The organism is Acinetobacter sp. PW68 (genome assembly GCF_020982655.1).
Classification (GTDB): domain Bacteria; phylum Pseudomonadota; class Gammaproteobacteria; order Pseudomonadales; family Moraxellaceae; genus Acinetobacter; species Acinetobacter towneri_A.
This window is the reverse complement of the sequence record NZ_JAHZSX010000001.1, coordinates 600,653-621,419: the sequence shown is the minus strand read 5'-3', so window position 1 is coordinate 621,419 and position 20,767 is coordinate 600,653. Positions and strand designations below refer to the sequence as shown.

Here is a 20,767-nt window from a genome sequence, read left to right as displayed (position 1 = left end):
ATTTCATATCTTCAATACGTCTTGTTTTTAAATATTAGAATCTTATGTTGCTCAGTAATCTTGAATCTGTACCGGGTCATCGTATTTCACGGCAAATTGATGTGGTCTATGGCAGCACCGTACGCAGTAAGCATGTGGGGCGTGACTTGTTGGCAGGACTCAAAAATATTGTCGGTGGTGAATTAACGGCTTATACCGAATTACTAGAAGAATCACGCCAAGAAGCAATGGATCGTATGATTGCTAAAGCACGTGGTTTAGGTGCCAATGCCATTGTCGGGATTCGCTTTTCTACCTCAAATATTGCCCAAGGTGCTTCGGAATTATTTGTTTATGGTACAGCGGTGGTGGTCGAAGCAGATATTCCTAAACTTCCAGACCCATTTCCAGCATCACATTAAAGCAAAGATTATTGGACAGGAATAACATCACATGGATAATTTAATTCTGCAAATTGTTGTCTTTGCGATTTTATTTGCCGTAGGTTTTGGTTTTGGCCGACACAACGAACGCAAGCATTTCAAATATTTAGCCGAACAAGAACTGCGTTTAAGCTATATTCAAATTGATAATAACCGCTTCCAGACCAGTCCCAATTTTGGGCAATTGATACATAGTAATGTGGTCATTTCTCACGATTATTTTAAGTTTGTGATTGCCAATATTCAGAACTTCTTTGGCGGGCGTTTGAGCAGTTATGAAAGTATTGTCGAGCGTGCGCGTCGAGAAGCAATCGTCCGTTTAAAATTAGAAGCTGAAAAAAAGGGCGCAAATCATATTATGGGGCTGCGTTTAAGCACCACAGAATTGAGTATGCAAGGCGGTATGGTCGAAGTTTTTGCTTATGGAACGGCGGTTCAGAAATAATGTTATCCCTCTCCTTAGAAAGTGACACTTCTTATCTTACGGATGAGAAGAAGTATCATGTACTTTTGTGGATGAGGAAGTCTAACAATCAAAATTCCCTCTCCTGAGCAAGTTTTAAAATACTGGTTAAAACAAAGCGCAGATGAGGGTTAGGCAGAAACACTTCTTTAATTTCACATATCAATAAACAAGTTACTTCACTTTAGTTTTACGAATCATTTTATATAAAACACTTGGCGATAAACGCGACACCCACACGCCCAATTTTTCTTTAGCGCCCCCGACCACAATATATTCATCGCCTGCCATGAGTGCTTTAACAGTGTCTTTAGCAAAAACATCGGCATCTAAACCATTTTCAATGGCTTCATCTTGATGTCCTTGTGGTTTGCCTTCACCATTCAACGCATTAAAAGACACATTGGTATTTACAAAACCAGGGAATACAACTGAAACCTGTACGCCCTGCTCTGCTACTTCTGCGCGCAAACTATTCGCCCACATGTGAATGGCACTTTTCGCTGCAGAATATGACGCGCGATATTGCGTGCCCAATAAGGCCGCAACACTAGACACAAAAATAATGCGGCCATGTTTTTGCTGCAAAAAGGTCGGCAATACAGTTTTGGTCAGAAAGACCTGAGAAAAATAGTCCACTTCCATAATGGTGCGTTCGGTTTGCATAGAGGTATCAGCAATTAAAGCGCGCTGACTTAAACCTGCATTATTGATTAGCCAGTCAATGCGTCCTTTACGTGCCAAAACTTGCTCATAGGCATGTAACACCTGACTTTCATTGGTAATGTCTGCACGTATAGAAAGATGACGTTCAGGATTCAGCAAACTCATGCGTACTTTTTCAAGTTCTTCATAACGACGTGCGGTTAAAATCACTTGGGCTCCTTGTAAAGCACACTCTTTTGCCAATGCCTTACCAATGCCAGAAGATGCACCAGTAATCCACACCACTTTATGTTCCAAGTTTTCCCGTTTTGCCATACCCTTTGTCCGCGTTATTGAAAAATTTATGTCATCAACATTTAAGTCTTAGGCTTTTCAGGATGCTGTAAAAACCCAAGAAAATGGTTTAAATATATTTCTGCACTTTCTAAATCGAATTGCGCACCCATTTTTTCTAAGCGTTTATACCCCAGTTGTGTAGTCAAATGAATCACACCGTTTAAAGTTTTATCGACCACTACATTAAATTTCAGCATTTTTTTCGGATCGCGAATTAAATAACCTACGCCCTGATCAATAATTTGAGCAAACCCTTTAAATGCAGGCGCAATGCATGCACTGTTGCCCTGCCGAATTTGCTCAATGCAACCCAAAGTTTCTTTCATAACAATACTATCGACAGGATAAGTCACAAAAGCTTGCTCTTCCTGCTGATCCATCATGCTTGCCAGATAATTCACCATAGGTGTTAAACGTTGATTGCCAAAAAACGATACCGACCATGGCATATATTTTTGCATGGTTTGTATGACTTGCTGAATAATTTTTTCAGACTCACCATCTAGTGAATGGCTAGAACGTGACATTTCACCAAAAAGCTGCTCAATAATTTCACAAGAAATATCGGTCAGTACCGCCCCCAAAGCTTTAGATAAACTCTCCAATTCACCCGCATTGAGTTGTTGATGAATGCGTTGAAATCTTTGATATGTGTCTGGTTTTAATTCTAAAGATACAGCATAAGTCATAACTGAACTTGCCTATTTTGACCGTATTGATGTGTTTTCATCTATTTCTAAAAACCGTTGCTTAAACCTAGTTTAAAACAGTGTTGCAGGCAACGGAGAACTTGCAGTTTTTATCATACTTGACGTCCATCATACGATGAGTTTACCGACATGCCAATTGCGATAAGTTTGGCTGAGTTGAATCTCGCTTAGCGGGCCATTTTTTTGCTACAATAGTTGCAATTTTTTATTCACTTTTAACCTGTTCTTACTATGACTGATTCAGCGCAAAATATTGCTACAACCTACGATCCTACCGAGATCGAGAAAAAATGGTACAAGACTTGGGAAGACAACGGCTATTTCAAGCCGTCAGAAAAAGGCGAATCATTCTGTATCATGATTCCGCCGCCAAACGTCACAGGTAGCTTGCACATGGGTCATGGTTTTAACAACGCCATTATGGATGCCCTTACACGCTTTAACCGTATGTCAGGCAAAAATACCTTATGGCAACCGGGTACAGACCACGCGGGTATTGCCACACAAATGGTAGTAGAGCGTCAATTGGGCGCGCAAAATATCAGCCGCCATGACTTAGGTCGTGAAAAATTCATCGAAAAAGTCTGGGAATGGAAAGAACAATCTGGCGGTAACATCACTCGTCAAATCCGTCGTTTAGGTTCCTCAGTAGATTGGTCACGTGAACGCTTCACCATGGATGAAGGCTTATCGAATGCAGTGAAAGAAGTTTTCGTGAAACTGCATGAAGAAGGTTTAATTTACCGTGGTAAACGCCTTGTAAACTGGGATCCAAAATTACAAACTGCCCTTTCTGACCTAGAAGTTGAGTCTGATAAAGAAGAACAAGGTTCATTGTGGCACTTCAAATATTTCTTTGAAGATAAATCGCTTCGCACACACGATGGTAAAGATCATATTGTGGTGGCAACCACTCGTCCTGAAACATTGTTAGGTGATACAGCGGTTGCGGTTGCGCTTGATGATGAGCGTTACTCGCACCTTGTTGGTCAAAACATCATCCTGCCAATTACAGGTCGTGCCATTCCAATCGTTAAAGATGAATATGTGGATAAAGAATTTGGTACTGGCTGTGTGAAAATCACGCCTGCACACGACTTCAATGACTATGAAGTGGGTAAACGCTGCGAATTGCCAATCATCAACATCTTCAATAAAAATGCGGAAGTATTGGCTGAGTTTGAGTACATCGCAAAAGCGGGCGAGCAAATTTCTAAAACCATTGCTGCACCTGCAGACTACATTGGTTTAGAGCGTTTTGAAGCACGTAAGAAACTGATTGAGCAAGCGGAAGCTGAAGGCTGGTTAGATCAGATCCAACCATACACGCTAAAACCACCTCGCGGTGACCGTTCAGGCGTGATTGTTGAGCCATTATTGACCGACCAATGGTATGTCAAAATTGCACCGTTGGCGCAGCCTGCAATTGAAGCAGTGAAAGATGGTCGCATCAAGTTCGTGCCTGAGCAGTACAGCAATATGTACATGGCGTGGATGAACAACATTCAAGATTGGTGTATTTCGCGTCAATTGTGGTGGGGGCACCGTATTCCCGCTTGGTATGATGCTGAAGGTAATGTATTCGTTGGTCGTGACGAAGCAGAAGTTCGTGCGAAAAACAACATCCCCGCTGACGTTGAATTGAACCAAGACGAAGACGTACTCGATACATGGTTCTCATCAGGTCTGTGGACATTCTCAACTTTAGGCTGGACAGGCGATGCTGAAAAAGACAAAGCCAACTACTTCTTAAACACCTTCCATCCAACAGATGTATTGGTCACGGGTTTTGACATCATCTTTTTCTGGGTTGCCCGCATGATCATGCTGACCATGCACTTCATGAAAAATGAAGATGGTACGCCACAAGTGCCGTTCAAAACTGTGTATGTACATGGTTTGGTACGTGACAGCGAAGGTCAAAAAATGTCGAAGTCTAAGGGCAACGTACTTGACCCATTAGACTTGATTGATGGTGTTGATCTTGAAACTTTAGTACAAAAACGTACCACAGGTTTGATGAACCCGAAACAAGCGGCAAAAATTGAAAAATCGACCCGCAAAGAATTCCCAGAAGGAATTCAGGCTTACGGTACAGACGCGGTTCGTTTTACCTTCTGTGCATTGGCAAACACGGGTCGTGACATCAAGTTTGATATGAAACGGGTGGAAGGTTACCGTAACTTTGCCAACAAAATTTGGAATGCAACTCGTTTTGTATTGATGAATGTTGAAGGTCAAACGGTTGGTCAAGAAGCACGTCAAGACCTTTGGGAATTGCCTGAGCAGTGGATTGTGAGCCGTTTACAAAAGGCAGAACAAGCTGTTCATCAAGCGTTTGCAACGTATCGTTTAGACTTGGCTGCGCAAGCGATTTATGACTTTATCTGGAATGAATACTGTGACTGGTATGTAGAGCTGACCAAACCGGTTCTGAATGATGAGTCTGTTTCTGAAGAACGCAAAGCCGAAGTGCGTCGTGTATTGCTTGCGGTGATGGAAGCCTCTTTACGTCTTGCTCATCCAATCATGCCGTACTTGACTGAAGAAATTTGGCAAACCCTTGCGCCAATGATTGGCTTGGGTGGCGAAACCATTATGTTGGCAAACTACCCTGTTGCAGATGAAGCCAAAATCAACGAACAAGCCGAAGCAGATATGCAATGGCTTCAAGGTTTGATTGGTGCGGTACGTAACATTCGTGGTGAAATGGGTCTAGGTAATGCACGTTTATTGCCTGTGCTTTTACAGAACACGACTGAAGCAGAAAAAGCACAAATTTCTCGTATTGAGCCGTTGTTTAAAGCATTGGCGAAAGTTGAGAGTATTACCTTCTTGGCAGATGGTGAACAACCGCCATTGTCTTCTTCTTCTGTAGTGGGTCACGTATCTGTTTACGTTCCAATGAAGGGCTTAATTGACCCGAAAGCAGAATTAGGTCGCCTACAAAAAGACTTAGACAAGGTTCAAAAGCAGCATGACCAAATTGCAACTAAACTTAGCAATGAAGGTTTTGTGGCAAAAGCCCCTGCTGCTGTGGTTGAAGGTGAGAAAGCCAAACTTGCTGAGTTTGCTAATCAATTAGCGAAAATTAAAGCGAATATGGAGCAGATTGCGGCGCTTTAATGTGTTGTTAGTTTGATCTAAAATCCCCTCAATTGAGGGGATTTATATTTAGTCATCTTCCCAATCAAACTCATCATCCCAATTGATATGAGAAGAATCATCTAAATAACGAGTAAAATTAAATTCATCCAAGTTTGCATAAAATTGAATTAGCTTGTTCACTTCTTGATTAACTATATTCTCTTGCTCTAATTTTACTTTAGGTAAATGTATATCATGGCGACCACTTTCAGCTGCGAAAATATTACCTTGATCATATATTGCTTCTGTCTTGTAATTACCTTTTGCTAAATCATAACCAAGATACTGAGCAAATTTTTGCCATTTCCATGCTTCAATCAAATTATTCTCTTTTAATTCTTTGATTTCATCAAAGCTATCACAGACGATTCGATCGAATATTTCTCTCAGGCATCCTTCATCACCACGTTTTGCTAATGCCAATTCTATATCTGATGGATAAGTTGAATAACTATAGTTCTCTATATCTTCATCAACGTCTACATAATCATCATTATCTCTAAATTGGTAAAGTTCTAGCTGAGCAGGAAAACTTCCTAAATCAGCAGCTATTTTCAAATACTTTACATAGTTCTCTTTATATTCATCATTCTGCTCTTTTTCTTGAATAAAATGATCTAAGTCTGGCTTCCAAGTTGGACTAATTTCTTGACCTTGCAAATATCTATGATACAGATAGTTCATATCTTTATTTTGTTCATCAAAATCATTTTCACAATCACTATAAAATTGTGCAATCAAATATGGATAAATCGAATATTCAGGAAACTCTATAAAAGTTTTTTTTAGGCGGGTTAGTACATTATTTCGTATTGATTCATCATCTAGGGCTTCTCGAACAAGCTTACTAATTTCTTCAGCTGTTAAATATAAAAAATGATAATCTGAAATATATTTTTGAAACACTGGGGCTACAGTAAGTGATATATTTAATTCCCCACAACGTTCTACAAACAACTCTGCATTCAATTGATCATCTATTGAATCTATATAAATTGGGTAAGAACTTAGTTTTAAACTATTAAATGTTTTAAAACCAAAAAGTGCTGCAACTATTTCATTTATATGAGAACGTTTAATCTCTATATTATGAGATTTAATAGCTTGTTGGATTTCAAAAGCTAATGTGCTAATAGTAGACATGTTTATCCTTAAAATTGTTTCTTAGAATCAAAATTGGACACACGTTTAAACTTTTGAATCTAATAACGAAACAAAATAAAGAAAACATTTAAGAAGATTTGATTACTCAATATAAGAATTGATTTGTCTTTTTTTACTCGTGTGTAAGTAAGGTGGACACCTATACTTCATAATAACAATCAAAAGATAAAAATCAAGTCTTTTATAACTTCCCAATTTTGCTTATTCCCAACTCAATGACTAAGCCAATCTCATGACAGTAAAAACTTACAATATACGGCTCAATGACCTGCTGACGTCTAAATTTAAGCGCTATAAAGCTTTTGGCACAAAGTCGCTGCCACAGCAAATTTTCAGCATCCGTAGCAGCATGGCGCATAGATTTGGCAAATTGTAAGAGTTGTGAATTCATCCTCTGATTCATTATTTTTTGTATTTATAGTTTTTAGACAATATTACAGTTTTTTTGTTTTCCTAAACCACTCAAATAATTGCAGTTCTTTACTCAAAACCACTATTTTACCCACGCAATTTAAGCATAGTATCAAGCATCAAAATAACAAAATAGACAATCTATGGATTGGTTCACCATCTTTATTCACGATACGACATGGGCATTTGTTGCCGAATTAATGATTCGGGCAGCACTCATGTTTAGCATGATTATTCTATTTTTGCGCCTTACAGGGAAACGCGGAGTACGCCAGCTTTCTATTTTTGAATTGGCCATTATTTTATCGCTCGGTTCCATTGCGGGCGACCCTATGTTCACTGAAGATTTACCTTTGGTACACGCCTTGGTGGTGATGACAGTGGTGATTGGAATGTATCGCCTGACCACATGGCTCATGATGAAATACCAACCCTTTGAAGATTTGATTGAAGGTAAATCGCTATATATTGTAGAAAATGGCGAACTGGTCTTAGAAAAAATTAAATACGGCAAAATGTCGCATGATGAATTCTTTGCCGAAATGCGCCAACAAGGTGTGGAGCATTTGGGACAAGTACGTGTCGGTTTACTAGAAAGTGATGGCAAATTCAGCATGTTATTTTTTCATGACGGTGCCACACGCTATGGTTTACCCTTATTTCCTAAAGCTTGCCAACCCGTGTACCGCACAACTCCAAACACATATTATGCATGCATGTATTGTGGGCATGTCCGTTTACTTGAACACGCCAATGAAGCCTGTCCGCGTTGTAATCACCAACAATGGACACTGGCAATCAATACTGCGTACCGCAGCTAGAATATGTTGATTTTAGCTGCAACACACCTCTATGCGACTTAAATTGTCGCAGGATTGTCATAATTCAAAGTTATACTGCCTGCGCTGCCGAAGTGAAGCACTGAAAGCGCAAATAATAATTTTTGAAAATACAAAAACGAGATCGGTATTGGCTTCAATGTAGATACCTTTTTTACTCCAGCGACTCTTTAAGGGTCGCTTTTATTTTTTCCACGCAATGACTTTTTAACGTGGTTGAAGCCTATTATTCTGCATTGATGATCTACCTTATTATTCAAGTGCTGACGAGCGAGCGCCTTTCGCAAGCTTTGCCCATTTCCAGATCGGTACAATACAAAAAATCGCAACAACACAAATCAACAGCAAGTAATTCGCGTAGCCTAAAGCATCGCCCAACATTCCACTCAGGGTATAGAGTACCCCACTCACAGTCGCCATAATCGCAACCTGAAATGTAAAGTCAGTCCCTGCATATTGTTTACGGCTGTATTGCATAATCAAGGTCAGCATCACCACAAGTAACATGGCAGAACATAAATCTTCCGCAGCATTAATGCTATAAATCAGCCAATGTGCCACATCAACCTGTTGTTCATATAAATGAGCCAAATAAGCATAGGCCACTAAACTCAAAATTTTAAGCACAGAAAAAATGATAAGGGCATGCGTTCTAGACCACCATTTCAGCATCAACCCTGCGATGCCTGCACCCAGTAAAGCGGCCATTGCCCCCAACATGGTCACGTAAATGCCAATTTGAGAAAAGCTTAAGCCTAAATCCACCATTAAAGGTTTTAATAAGGGGCCAGCTAAACCATCGGCAATTTTAAAGCTGAGTAACACCCACAGCCATGCGTACAGAACAGGCGTTTCCACAAAATAGCACAGATATTCACGAATCGCAGCAAGGCGTGCGGGAAATGACATTTTTCTTTGAGCTTGAACAAGCACTTGTTTGGCAGCATGTTGTGGCTCTTTAAACATTAAAATGGGTAGAGTATTTAAAAACACCAATGCCGCTAAAATCAGAAAGGTTTTTTGCCAATCTAGCCAATCCAATGCCCACAGCATTGCTCCACCACCCACAATAAAGCCCAGTCGTGAACCAACCACCTGAAAAGTATTGCCCCAATGTTGCTGTTTGGCTTGTAAAATATTGACCGCCAAACCATCGGTAGCAATATCTTGAGTTGCACCGACCAAATTCATACTGAGCAAAGCTACAAAAAACACCCACAAATAGATTGGATGATTTAAAGACTCAATCGGTAAAAAGGACAGCCCGATCAGCACCAAAACACTCAGCCATTGGCACGGCAAAATCCAGCTACGATAATGCCCCAAATATGAATATCCAAAGCGATCTACCAATGGCGCCCAAAATACTTTGATTGACCACGGCAGCATTAACAAACCAAAACCGCCAATGTGTGCCAAAGACACTCCTTGCGCACGTAAAATCACAGGCAAGGCATGAGTCATAAAGCCAACAGGCAAGCCCTGCGCCCAATACAGAGAAAATAACAACAAATAGGTTTGGCGCAAATTGGGCATGGCATCTCGGTTAAACAGGGACAAAAGATCAAAATAACGCAGTACTACACTCTTTTTTGAATAATGGATTGTTATTTTTCATCACTTTCACATTCAGATTTCGACTATTTTGCCAATGTATCAGACAAAGCGAAAGTCTAATATCTTGAATAGATTTAGATTCATGCGTCATGATATTGGATCTTTTTTGTTGTTAATCACGCACGTCAGGATGACATCGCATTCATGAAATTCAGCAATCCTTTTACACGCAGAGTACGGCAATTTCCACAGTTACCCGACCAAGTGCCACAACGTGGAACAGCCAGTAGTCGTGCTTTATTTAAAAATATCTTTTTGGCGCAAGGCTGGCAAATGGTGGGCGAGTTTCCTAACTTGCCCAAAGCAATCGCCATTATTTCTCCGCATACGTCAAATATTGATGCGTGGCATGGTTTTACCGCCCTACTCGGTTTAGGTATTCAAATTACTATTTTTGGTAAGCACACTTTATTTGAAACCCCACTCAAGCCACTTTTAAACTGGATTGGGGTCATTCCTGTGGTGCGACATTCTCCACAAGGTCATACCCAAGATATTATCGAGATTGTACGAAAAAAAGAAAAAATCTGGATTGGTATGGCGCCCGAAGGTACTCGCAAACAAGCCGAAAATATTCGCAGTGGCTTTTACCATATTGCCTACGGTGCCAATATTCCAATTGTGATGTTCTCTTTTGATTATGCACATAAAACTATTCATATTTTGGGCGTGTTTGTTCCTACAGGTAATTATGCTCAAGACTTAGATGCCATTTATGCGCACTATAACGGCAAATTTTCGGCTAAAAATCCACATTGGTTGGCGAAACCGTTACAAAAGCTTTTGAAAAAGGGCTAGTCAAAGTTTCTATTTTTTGTTCAGATGGGCGCAATATTCTTTGATCTAAATTTAGATTTGATATGCAACTAATTCGTTATTCTTTAGTGGGCGTACTTGCTCTAACTTTGGCTGGCTGTGACAAAACAACAAAAACACCGCCAAATACCACACCTATCCAAGCACGTGAGCCTGTGATTGCACTGGCTTTAGGTGGCGGCGGTGCCAAAGGCTTTGCACATATTGGCGTCATTAAAGTTTTAGAATCTCACGGGATTAAACCCAAAATTGTCACAGGCACCAGTGCAGGCAGCTTTGTCGGCAGTTTATATGCCAGCGGCAAAAGTCCTTATCAGCTCCAACATATTGCCCTAACCTTTAAAGAATCCGACATTCGTGATTTAACCTTAAACCGTCAGGGTTTTATTGCAGGTCAAAAGTTACAAGACTTCGTCAATCAACACGTGGCGAATAAACCGATTGAGAAATTTCCAATTCGTTTCGCTGCCGTTGCCACACGTTTAGATAATGGACGTAAAGCCGACTTTATTAAAGGTAATGCAGGTCAAGCTGTGCGCGCCTCTTGCAGTATTCCGAATGTTTTTGTGCCTGCCACCATTGGCGGAACGCAATATGTGGATGGCGGCTTGGTCAGCCCGATTCCCGTACAGACGGCTAAAGCCATGGGTGCCGATTTAGTCATTGCGGTGGATATTTCTGCACGTCCAACAGGCAATCAACCTGTCAGCATGTGGGGCTTACTCGATCAAACTTTAAATATTATGGGGCAGCAAAGTATTCATCAGGAATTGGCGCAAGCCAATATCGTGATTCAACCGAAAGTTGGACATATTGGCACACTGGATTTAAAAGCCAGTAACCAAACCATTTTAGAAGGTGAAAAAGCTGCGCAATTACAAATCAAAGCAATTCAGCAAGCCATCACTCACTTTAAAAAATCACCTGCCGCGCTGAAACCTGCACCGCGTCCGAAATTTTAAGATTCAGTGATTTTTTTAATATTCATAAACTTATTGATCTGTTAAAGTGATGAGAGCGCATCTTTTTAAGTCGATGCGTTTCTCTAAGCAACTAGAATCAACCTATCGTAAAAATACGCGAGTAGATGTATGGAATTCGTTCTTGAACCTTGGCACTGGTTTGTACTAGGCGTTTTATTAATGCTTTCAGAACTGCTCTTGCCTGCGTTTGCCGCTTTATGGTTTGGCATTGGGGCAATCATGGTCGGTATTTTATACTGGATGTTCCCCATGATGGGCACCACAACCCAATTAGTGATGTGGATTATCTTGTCGGTACTGTGTACCCTGGCGTGGTTTAAGTTTATCAAACCCTTATCTACAGATAAAACTAAAGCAGGTTTATCACGCGAAGCCACCATTGGACAAATGGGCATGGTCATTCAAACCAACTTGGAACATGATCAAATTAAAGTCCGTTTCCCCATGCCTGTGCTGGGTTCAGATGAATGGAACTGCCGTACCACAAGCCCAGTACAAGTGGGAGATCGGATTCGCGTGATTGATATTTTGGGAAATGATTTAGTGGTGCAGCCGCATCACAGCGCACATGACAACGAAAAAGTGAGAAATTAAAATGTCTGGTGGATCTATTATTGTTTTAGCGATTTTAGCCTTTGTTGGAATTACGATTTTTAAAGGCGTGCGAATTGTTCCGCAAGGTTATAAATGGATTGTGCAACGTCTGGGTAAATACCACACCACACTTGCACCAGGACTCAACTTCGTCATTCCTTATGTCGATGAAGTGGCCTATAAAGTCACCACCAAAGATATTGTGTTAGATATTCCATCTCAGGAAGTCATTACCCGTGACAACGCAGTTTTGCTTATGAATGCAGTGGCGTACATTAACCTCACGACTCCTGAAAAAGCAGTGTATGGTATTGAAAACTATACTTGGGCAATTCAAAACCTGGTTCAAACCTCATTGCGTTCTATTGTAGGTGAAATGGATTTAGATGACGCCTTGTCTTCGCGTGATCATATTAAAGCTAAACTCAAAGCAGCCATTTCTGATGATATTTCAGACTGGGGGATTACCCTTAAAACTGTAGAAATTCAGGATATTAAACCATCACATACCATGCAGGCAGCGATGGAAGAACAAGCTGCAGCAGAACGTCAGCGTCGTGCTACCGTAACCAAAGCCGATGGTGAAAAACAAGCGGCTATTTTAGAAGCCGATGGTCGTTTAGAAGCTTCGCGTCGTGATGCTGAAGCACAAGTTGTATTGGCAGAATCTTCACAACGCGCTATTGAAATGGTCAGCTCTGCGGTAGGTGATAAAGAAATTCCTGTGGCCTATTTATTGGGTGAGCAATACGTAAAAGCCATGCAAGACATGGCGAAATCGAACAATGCCAAAACTGTGGTCTTACCTGCAGATGTCTTGAATACCATTCGTGGTGTTATGGGTCGCAATAATCCATAAGCAAATCAGCAAAACATCAAGAAGATAGGCAGCTTTCAAGCTGCCTATTTTTATGCGTATTCAGAAAAAAGTCTGAAATATTTTTTAATGTATGTTTAAATTTCGCGTTTATTGATGAAATCAGTACCGCAAATAAGATGTCTGCACTCACCAAATTGAGTGACTTACATCTAGCAGCGGTCTGTATTTTGATCGACTGTCCAAAACCCAAATGGATACTGTATGAGCGCACTCAACCCCACCATCATTACTTTCCTGTTTTATATTGTCGCCATGATTGTCATTGGTTTATTGGCTTATCGCGCGACTCGAAATTTCTCGGACTACATTTTAGGTGGTCGTCGCCTGGGCAGTTTTGTTACCGCACTTTCTGCAGGCGCATCCGATATGAGTGGTTGGTTGCTGATGGGCTTGCCTGGTGCCATTTATCTTTCAGGTTTATCTGAAATATGGATTGCAATTGGTCTGGTTATTGGCGCATGGTTAAACTGGCTTTTGGTGGCAGGCCGTTTACGCGTACACACCGAAGTACAGCACAATGCTCTGACTTTGCCTGACTATTTTTCAAATCGTTTTAATGATCAAAGAAAAATCTTAAGAATTGTATCTGCCTGCGTAATTCTAGTTTTCTTTGCAATTTATTGTGCTTCGGGCATGGTCGCAGGGGCGCGCTTATTTGAAAGTATGTTTGATTTGCCTTACAGCACTGCATTGTGGATTAGTGCCATTGCGACCATTAGCTATGTGTTTATTGGTGGTTTCTTGGCAGTCAGCTGGACGGACACCATTCAAGCTGGCTTGATGATTTTTGCGCTCTTGCTGACCCCAATCATTACCCTACTCAGCTTTTCTGACCTCAGCCAAGTTACACTTGCTTTAGAAGCAGCTCGCCCGCAAGCGCTGAATTTAGTCGGTGATTTAAGCTGGGTGGCGATCATTTCCCTCATGGCATGGGGCTTAGGCTATTTTGGACAACCACATATTTTAGTGCGTTTTATGGCGGTTGATTCAGTCAAGTCTATTCCGAATGCACGTCGTATTGGCATGACATGGATGACATTATGTTTAGGCGGTGCGGTGGCTGCAGGCTTTTTTGGTATCGCCTACTTCCAACAACATCCTGAACTGGCAGGTGTGGTCAATGCCAACCCTGAAACAGTATTTATGGAACTTACCAAAATTCTGTTTAACCCGTGGGTAGCAGGTGTGGTACTGGCGGCAATTTTAGCTGCTGTGATGAGTACCCTAAGCTGTCAACTTTTGGTCTGCTCAAGTACTTTAACTGAAGATTTTTACAAATCTTTCCTGCGAAAAAATGCTTCACAAAATGAATTGGTCTGGGTCGGACGCGGCATGGTTCTCATGATTGCACTGCTTGCTATTTGTATGGCGGGTAATCCTGAATCGAAAGTCTTGGGATTGGTTTCTTATGCTTGGGCAGGCTTCGGTGCAGCATTTGGTCCACTGATTATTTTGTCTTTGTTCTGGAAACGCATGACTTTAAATGGTGCATTGGCGGGGATGATTGTCGGCGCACTTATGGTGATTCTTTGGAAAAACCTTTGGGCAGATACGGGTATTTATGAAATTATTCCAGGCTTTGTGTGTTCTTGGATTGCGATTGTTGTGGTGAGTTTATTGGGTAAAGCACCAAGTCATGAAGTGACAGAGCGTTTTGAACAGGCCGATCAGCAATATAAAGAATCGCAATCAGCTGTAGATTGATCTGCATAGAGATAAAAAAGCAATTAAAAAACCAGTGCCTTGAATTGCACTGGTTTTTTTATGTCTAAAATTAGTTTTGATGCACTCAAATCAAGTCAATGAATCGGTGGTTTTTTCTTTCTCTGCTGCGGCTTTTTTTCTTGGCTTACGAAACCGTTTGGCCGGCCAAACCATCGTAAAACGTGCACCGCCCAAGTTCGGACTCTGATCGACTTCAACCTTCCCACCAAACCAATAAGCAATGCGGCTCACAATAGGTAATCCTAAACCGTAACCACCTGAAGCGCGGGTACGGCTGTCATCCAAACGGGCAAAGACTTCAAATACACGTGCACGGTCTTGTTCAGGAATCCCTGGCCCATCATCTTCCACACAAACATAGGCCATGCCTTGCTCGTTAATGCCGCCACTGATCAAAATTTTATGCTCACAGTAACGGACTGCATTGCCCACCAAATTCTGTACCACACGGTGCAGGTAACGGCGTTCAGCTTCCACTTCCAACGTTACAGGTGGTGCAAGCAACTGAATATCTTTTTGAGTTTTCAGCGCTTCGGTTTCCGTAACCACCTGCTCTAGCACTTCAACCAAAACAATTTTTTCAATCTCTAAAGATGGCATGCCCTGTTCAAGCTTGGCATAGGTCAGGATCTCATCAATCAAGGTGTTTAAAGCCTCGATATCTTTATCAATCATTTCGACTTGCTGTAAGCGGTATTCATAATCATCTTCTTCTGCCAGCATTTCCATACCAAAACGGATACGTGCCACAGGCGTGCGCAGCTCATGCGAAACAGCACGCATCAGTTCACGCTGCGCCTCAATCAAACGCTGAATATGGTCGGACATGCTGTTATAGCTCGAAGCTAAACTTGCCATTTCATCTGTGCCATCTACAGGCAAACGCATGTTTAAATCGCCCGATTTGGTACGGTCTAAGGCATAGTTCACTTGGCGAATCTTACGCTGCATAGGCAAGATCAGACCGTAAACCCCTAAGCTCAACATAAACATACTGAGCAAGGTAATGCCTGCTGCCAACTGGAATGGCATCCAGTTAAATAACGGTACAGGCCCTAAAACCAAAACTTCTGAGGGGGAGTTTGGCATCGGTGACACAATCGAGATGGTTGTACCACGCACAGTGGCATTATCACGATATAAAATAATGCTGTGATCGAGTCTTAAACGACCAATCTGCTCTGAATCGAGTGGAAGTTCCTGAATATTTTTAATATTGATCGGGTAAGAAAAATGCTGCTGAATTTTGGCCAGATATTCTTTTTCCTGACCCGGGTAATACACCAAATAATCTAAAACAAAAATCGGCAATGCTTTCATTTGCCGTTCTGTGATTTTATCTGCCTTGATATATAAATAATGACTTGGATCATCTTTCATGCCCAAAATAATATAGGCAATCATATTTTTGGCATCATAGCGCACAGCGGCTTTACGTTCTTTAATCCGTCTAAGCTCTGCGCGCGACAAATCTACTTTGTCTGCCTGCACATAATAGATGGTCAATTCCAGCAAATCGGATGCGTCAGAAATCCAGTCTTTCTTTTGCTGTTCGTTTTGCTGTCGTGCAATCCCTTCACTAATAATATAAGCCATACCATCAGTTAAAGATTCACGATATTCTTGCGCACGCTGATAGTTGATGATTTGCACCAATAAGTACGCCAAAATGGCAACTACTGCAACTAAGATCACCAATCCTGCATAGATACGCAAGAATATACTGTGTTTAAGCACAAAACCTGCCCTATGTGACTTACTTTATATTTGAGTCGATATTATTTGACTCAGTAAAAATGCATATTACATGCCGTTGGTTTCTTTGACAAACAAATAACCTTTACTGCGTACAGTTTTAATACGTTTTGGATTCTCAGGATCATCACCAATTTTTGGACGAATACGCGAAATACGCACATCAATTGAACGGTCTTGACCATCATATTCAATGCCCCGCAGACGCTCAAAAATATCTTCACGAGATAAAATACGCCCTGCATTCGAAGCCAATAACCATAATAAGTCATATTCTGCGCTGGTGAAATCAACCAATTCACCATTTAAAGTCACAGAACGGCCGCCGTTATCAATCACTAAATCATCAAATTCAATGCGCTGTGCGACTTCATCTTCAGTCACATTGTCGGTACGGCGTAATAAAGCACGAATACGCGCCAACAATACGCGCGGCTGCACAGGTTTTGCAACATAGTCATCGGCACCCATTTCCAAACCTAGCACCTGATCCATATCTTCGGTACGTGCAGTCAACATCAAAATCGGTTGGTGATAATGTGGACGAACTTCACGGCAAATAGTTAAACCATCGGCACCTGGTAACATCACATCGAGCACCACAAGATCTGGTTGCTCGGCAATAATACGGCGAATCGCGCGGTTGCCATCTGGTTCTACCCCAACTTCTAAACCATTACGAATTAAGTATTCCTGCGTAAGTCGTGCAAGACGTTCATCATCTTCAACAATTAAAATTTTTGTTAACTTTTCTTCTTGACTCATAGTCTGTCCCTTTATTGGATTCAACCTATCCTTTTAAAATCTGAGAGATAGGGCTTGATATAGTTTGCAATATACACACGTTTACATTGTAAACAAGATACTGTTCACCAAAATGATACATCTGCGTAGTATTTTGTTGTATTTTTATTAAGCATTGAATTTATAGTATTTTTCTAGTTTTAGTGATTTTTGGGCACATTTAAGAAATATTAAGTTACAAAATGGGTATTTTTTGCACTAGATCAAGCCCTTGCTTGATTTAGAAAAATTATCTCCTAACTTTTCAAGTTATCCACAAGGTTATCTATAAGCAGTTTTTCCGAGCTTTGCTATGCTATGCCCTTGTCTGATAAGGCTTATAGCCAATAGGACAAAATTCGGTATTTTTGAGATAAATTTTAATTCAGAAAAAGTCAAAATTTAAAAAAAAGTCAATATTGATCTACCCTCAATTTTCCCGTATCTTGTGTTCAATTCAATTTTAAACCACTAAGTCTTGTGTTTATTCCTCAAACGCTGTGGCCTAAATTTTGCCCAGTTTAAATGGTCCATAAACATAACAATAGATGACAATGGAGCTATGCTGACATGAGCGTAATCACATCAACCCCCGGTCAATTACAAGTGATTAAACGCACTGGTGATGTTGCCGCTTTCGATGCTGAAAAAATTGCAGTTGCAATTGGCAAAGCGTTTCTGGCTGTAGAAGGTCAACAAAGCGCCGATTCAAGCCGCATTCATGATCGGATCGAACAACTGACTGAAATGGTGTTGAACACATTCAACCGCCGTTTACCGTCTGGCGGAACCATTCACATTGAAGAAATTCAAGACCAAGTTGAACTTGCGCTTATGCGTACAGGCGAGCAAAAAGTTGCTCGTGCTTATGTCATCTACCGTGAACAACGCTCAGAAGCACGTAAGCAAGCAGGTGAAAACCATCACCCGACTTTACAAGTGACCGACGCAAACGGTCAGCTTAAACCACTAGATTTAGGTGCTTTAAAAGCAACCGTGAATAAAGCGGCAGAAGGTTTAGAAGGCATTGATGTAGATGCCATCATTGATGAAACCGTGAAAAACCTCTACAACGGTGTAAAAGAGTCTGACATCTCAACCACCATGATGATGGCGACCCGTACCCGTATTGAGCAAGAGCCGAACTATACTTATGTGACTGCGCGTTTATTGCGTAATGACTTGGTGGCAACAGGTTTAGAGTTTTTAGGTTTAGCAACAGATACACCTGAAGGCGAAGCATTAGAAACTTTCCTGAAAAAAGGTGTTGAGCTTGATTTGCTTTCTGCAGACTTACTTGAGTTTGACCTTGCCAAACTTGCTGCAGCGATTCAACCTGAGCGCTCAAACCAGTTTACCTATCTAGGTCTGCAAACTTTATTTGACCGTTATTTCATTCACTCAAATGGCGTACGCTTTGAACTTCCACAATTGTTCTTCATGCGTGTGTCAATGGGTCTGGCGCTTAATGAAGATGACCGTGAAGCACGTGCAATCGAGTTCTATAACTTATTATCTAGCTTCGACTACATGGCGTCTACACCTACCCTGTTTAACTCAGGCACGCTACGTCCACAGTTATCGAGCTGTTACTTGACTACCATTTCTGATGACCTTTACAACATTTATGGCGCAATGCGAGATAACGCAATGCTGTCTAAATGGGCAGGTGGTTTAGGCAATGACTGGACACCAGTTCGTGCCTTGAACTCATACATCAAAGGAACAAACGGTAAATCTCAAGGTGTTGTTCCGTTCCTTAAAGTTGCTAACGATACAGCTGTTGCGGTCAACCAAGGTGGTAAGCGTAAAGGTGCGGTATGTGCGTACTTAGAAACTTGGCACTTAGACATCGAAGAATTCCTAGAGCTGCGTAAAAACACAGGGGATGACCGTCGTCGTACCCATGATATGAACACAGCCAACTGGGTGCCTGACTTGTTCATGCAACGTGTCTTTGAAGATGCAGAATGGACATTGTTCACGCCGTCTGAAACACCAGACTTACACGACTTGACAGGCGAAGCCTTTGCCGAGCGTTATGCGTACTACGAAAGCATTGCCAAAGAAACTAACATGCTGCATAAAAAACTTCGTGCGAAGGACTTATGGCGCAAAATGTTGTCGATGCTGTTTGAAACAGGTCACCCGTGGATCACATTCAAAGACGTATGTAACTTACGTTCACCACAACAACACGTTGGTGTCGTGCACTCATCTAACTTGTGTACTGAAATTACCCTCAATACTAACCAAGATGAAATTGCAGTATGTAACTTGGGTTCAATCAACCTTGTGCAACACGTTCAAGGTGGTGTGTTAGACCGTGAGAAATTGGCACGTACTATTAAAACTGCAGTGCGTATGCTCGATAACGTCATCGACATCAACTACTACGCTGTACCACAAGCACGTAATTCAAACTTGAAACATCGTCCTGTAGGTATGGGCATCATGGGCTTCCAAGATGCGCTTTATGAAATGAACTTGGCTTATGGTTCAGACGCTGCAGTTGAATTTGCCGATGAATCTATGGAAGTGATCAGCTACTACGCGATTCAAACGTCTAGCGATTTGGCGGTTGAGCGTGGTACTTACGAAACATTTAAAGGTTCATTGTGGGATCAAGGTATCTTACCAATTGACTCTTTAGACATTGTGGCGAAATCACGTCCAGAACGTATGTTTGAAGTAGACCGTACACAGCGTTTGGATTGGGACAGCTTACGTGCCAAAGTTCAAAAAGATGGTATGCGTAACTCAAATGTGATGGCGATTGCACCGACTGCAACCATTTCAAATATTTGTGGCGTTTCTCAGTCTATTGAGCCGACATTCCAAAACTTATATGTGAAGTCGAACTTGTCTGGTGAATTTACAGTAATCAACCCTTACCTCGTTCGTGCATTGAAAGCGCGTGATTTGTGGGATTCTGTAATGGTGAATGACCTGAAACACTTTGAAGGTTCAGTACAAAAAATTTCACGTATTCCTGAAGAATTGAAAGCAATTTTCGCGACAGCGTTTGAAGTTGAGCCACGCTGGATTGTAGATGCAGCATCACGTCGTCAAAAATGGATTGATCAGGCGCAATCGTTGAACTTGTATATTGCAGGTGCAAACGGTAAGAAACTTGACCTGACTTATAAAATGGCATGGTTACGTGGTCTGAAAACGACTTATTACCTACGTGCATTAGGTGCGACTTCTGCAGAGAAATCGACCATTAACACAGGTGCATTGAACGCAGTAAAACCTGCAACCGTAACTGCAGCTCCTGTGGCAGCCGTTGCACCAGAAGCAGCTGCAGCAGTTGATGAAGATTTTGCTCAAGCAGCGCCAGTGCCAATGGCATGTTCAATTGACAACCCTGATTGTGAGGCATGTCAGTAATTAACTAAAGGTATCGACATCGGAAAAAGGCTACCTCTGTAGCCTACTGATGAGTCTTCAGAG

Annotated in this window: 16 protein-coding genes and 1 pseudogene; 10 read left to right on the top strand and 7 right to left on the bottom strand. The window is 41.4% G+C overall.

Translation table 11 applies throughout. From position 1 onward, the window contains the following. Positions 1-44: 44 nt before the first annotated feature. Both K1T76_RS02880 and K1T76_RS02875 read left to right on the top strand, forming a co-directional pair. Complete coding sequence (locus K1T76_RS02880; RefSeq protein ID WP_019837046.1) at positions 45-401, top strand: YbjQ family protein; 357 nt, start codon at positions 45-47, stop codon at positions 399-401. A 31-nt stretch (positions 402-432) separates the two neighbouring features. Next, positions 433-867: a YbjQ family protein gene (locus K1T76_RS02875; RefSeq protein ID WP_230244043.1), complete on the top strand. Its 435-nt coding sequence runs from the start codon at positions 433-435 to the stop codon at positions 865-867. A 192-nt stretch (positions 868-1,059) separates the two neighbouring features. Here K1T76_RS02875 and K1T76_RS02870 read toward each other — a convergent pair whose 3' ends face one another. Next, on the bottom strand, positions 1,060-1,866 hold the full coding sequence (locus tag K1T76_RS02870) for an SDR family NAD(P)-dependent oxidoreductase (RefSeq protein ID WP_230244042.1): 807 nt from the start codon (positions 1,864-1,866) through the stop codon (positions 1,060-1,062). 41 nt (positions 1,867-1,907) lie between these two features. Then, the gene (locus tag K1T76_RS02865) at positions 1,908-2,576 is read right to left on the bottom strand and encodes a hypothetical protein (protein WP_230244041.1); all 669 of its coding nucleotides are present in this window, start codon (positions 2,574-2,576) and stop codon (positions 1,908-1,910) included. Between the two features lie 252 nt (positions 2,577-2,828). Here K1T76_RS02865 and K1T76_RS02860 point away from each other — a divergent pair, with 252 nt between their 5' ends. Further along, positions 2,829-5,723, top strand: coding sequence for a valine--tRNA ligase (locus tag K1T76_RS02860; RefSeq protein WP_230244040.1), 2,895 nt, complete (start codon positions 2,829-2,831; stop codon positions 5,721-5,723). Positions 5,724-5,771: 48 nt separating this feature from the next. On the opposite strand, the gene K1T76_RS02855 is transcribed toward K1T76_RS02860, so the two are convergent. Then, the gene (locus K1T76_RS02855) at positions 5,772-6,887 is read right to left on the bottom strand and encodes a hypothetical protein (RefSeq protein WP_230244039.1); all 1,116 of its coding nucleotides are present in this window, start codon (positions 6,885-6,887) and stop codon (positions 5,772-5,774) included. 211 nt (positions 6,888-7,098) lie between these two features. Then, a pseudogene (locus K1T76_RS02850) lies at positions 7,099-7,311 on the bottom strand (endonuclease domain-containing protein); the annotation flags it as partial. Positions 7,312-7,462: 151 nt separating this feature from the next. On the opposite strand from K1T76_RS02850, the gene K1T76_RS02845 reads away from it, so the two are divergent. Beyond that, entirely contained in the window at positions 7,463-8,140 is a 678-nt protein-coding gene (locus K1T76_RS02845) for a YetF domain-containing protein (protein ID WP_230244038.1), read from the top strand. A 270-nt stretch (positions 8,141-8,410) separates the two neighbouring features. On the opposite strand, the gene K1T76_RS02840 is transcribed toward K1T76_RS02845, so the two are convergent. Beyond that, positions 8,411-9,694 carry an MFS transporter gene (locus tag K1T76_RS02840; RefSeq protein ID WP_230244037.1) on the bottom strand — a complete coding sequence of 428 codons (1,284 nt, stop codon included), beginning with the start codon at positions 9,692-9,694 and terminating at the stop codon, positions 8,411-8,413. Positions 9,695-9,919: 225 nt separating this feature from the next. Here K1T76_RS02840 and K1T76_RS02835 point away from each other — a divergent pair, with 225 nt between their 5' ends. The 5 genes from K1T76_RS02835 to putP all read left to right on the top strand — a co-directional run bounded on the left by K1T76_RS02835 (position 9,920) and on the right by putP (position 14,752). Beyond that, a complete protein-coding gene (locus tag K1T76_RS02835) occupies positions 9,920-10,573 on the top strand; it encodes a 1-acyl-sn-glycerol-3-phosphate acyltransferase (RefSeq protein WP_230244036.1) in 654 nt (217 codons plus the stop codon). Positions 10,574-10,635: 62 nt separating this feature from the next. Then, entirely contained in the window at positions 10,636-11,553 is a 918-nt protein-coding gene (locus K1T76_RS02830) for a patatin-like phospholipase family protein (protein WP_230244035.1), read from the top strand. A gap of 129 nt (positions 11,554-11,682) precedes the next feature. Further along, complete coding sequence (locus tag K1T76_RS02825) at positions 11,683-12,168, top strand: NfeD family protein (protein WP_230244034.1); 486 nt, start codon at positions 11,683-11,685, stop codon at positions 12,166-12,168. 1 nt (position 12,169) lies between these two features. Further along, on the top strand, positions 12,170-13,027 hold the full coding sequence (locus K1T76_RS02820) for an SPFH domain-containing protein (protein WP_004972306.1): 858 nt from the start codon (positions 12,170-12,172) through the stop codon (positions 13,025-13,027). Between the two features lie 222 nt (positions 13,028-13,249). Then, on the top strand, positions 13,250-14,752 hold the full coding sequence (gene putP / locus K1T76_RS02815; protein ID WP_230244033.1) for a sodium/proline symporter PutP: 1,503 nt from the start codon (positions 13,250-13,252) through the stop codon (positions 14,750-14,752). A 90-nt stretch (positions 14,753-14,842) separates the two neighbouring features. On the opposite strand, the gene bfmS is transcribed toward putP, so the two are convergent. After that, a complete protein-coding gene (bfmS, locus tag K1T76_RS02810; protein WP_070152996.1) occupies positions 14,843-16,510 on the bottom strand; it encodes a sensor histidine kinase BfmS in 1,668 nt (555 codons plus the stop codon). 66 nt (positions 16,511-16,576) lie between these two features. Next, complete coding sequence (gene bfmR / locus K1T76_RS02805) at positions 16,577-17,293, bottom strand: response regulator transcription factor BfmR (RefSeq protein WP_070152993.1); 717 nt, start codon at positions 17,291-17,293, stop codon at positions 16,577-16,579. A 588-nt stretch (positions 17,294-17,881) separates the two neighbouring features. Here bfmR and K1T76_RS02800 point away from each other — a divergent pair. Further along, positions 17,882-20,704: a ribonucleoside-diphosphate reductase subunit alpha gene (locus K1T76_RS02800; protein ID WP_230244032.1), complete on the top strand. Its 2,823-nt coding sequence runs from the start codon at positions 17,882-17,884 to the stop codon at positions 20,702-20,704. Positions 20,705-20,767 lie beyond the last annotated feature (63 nt).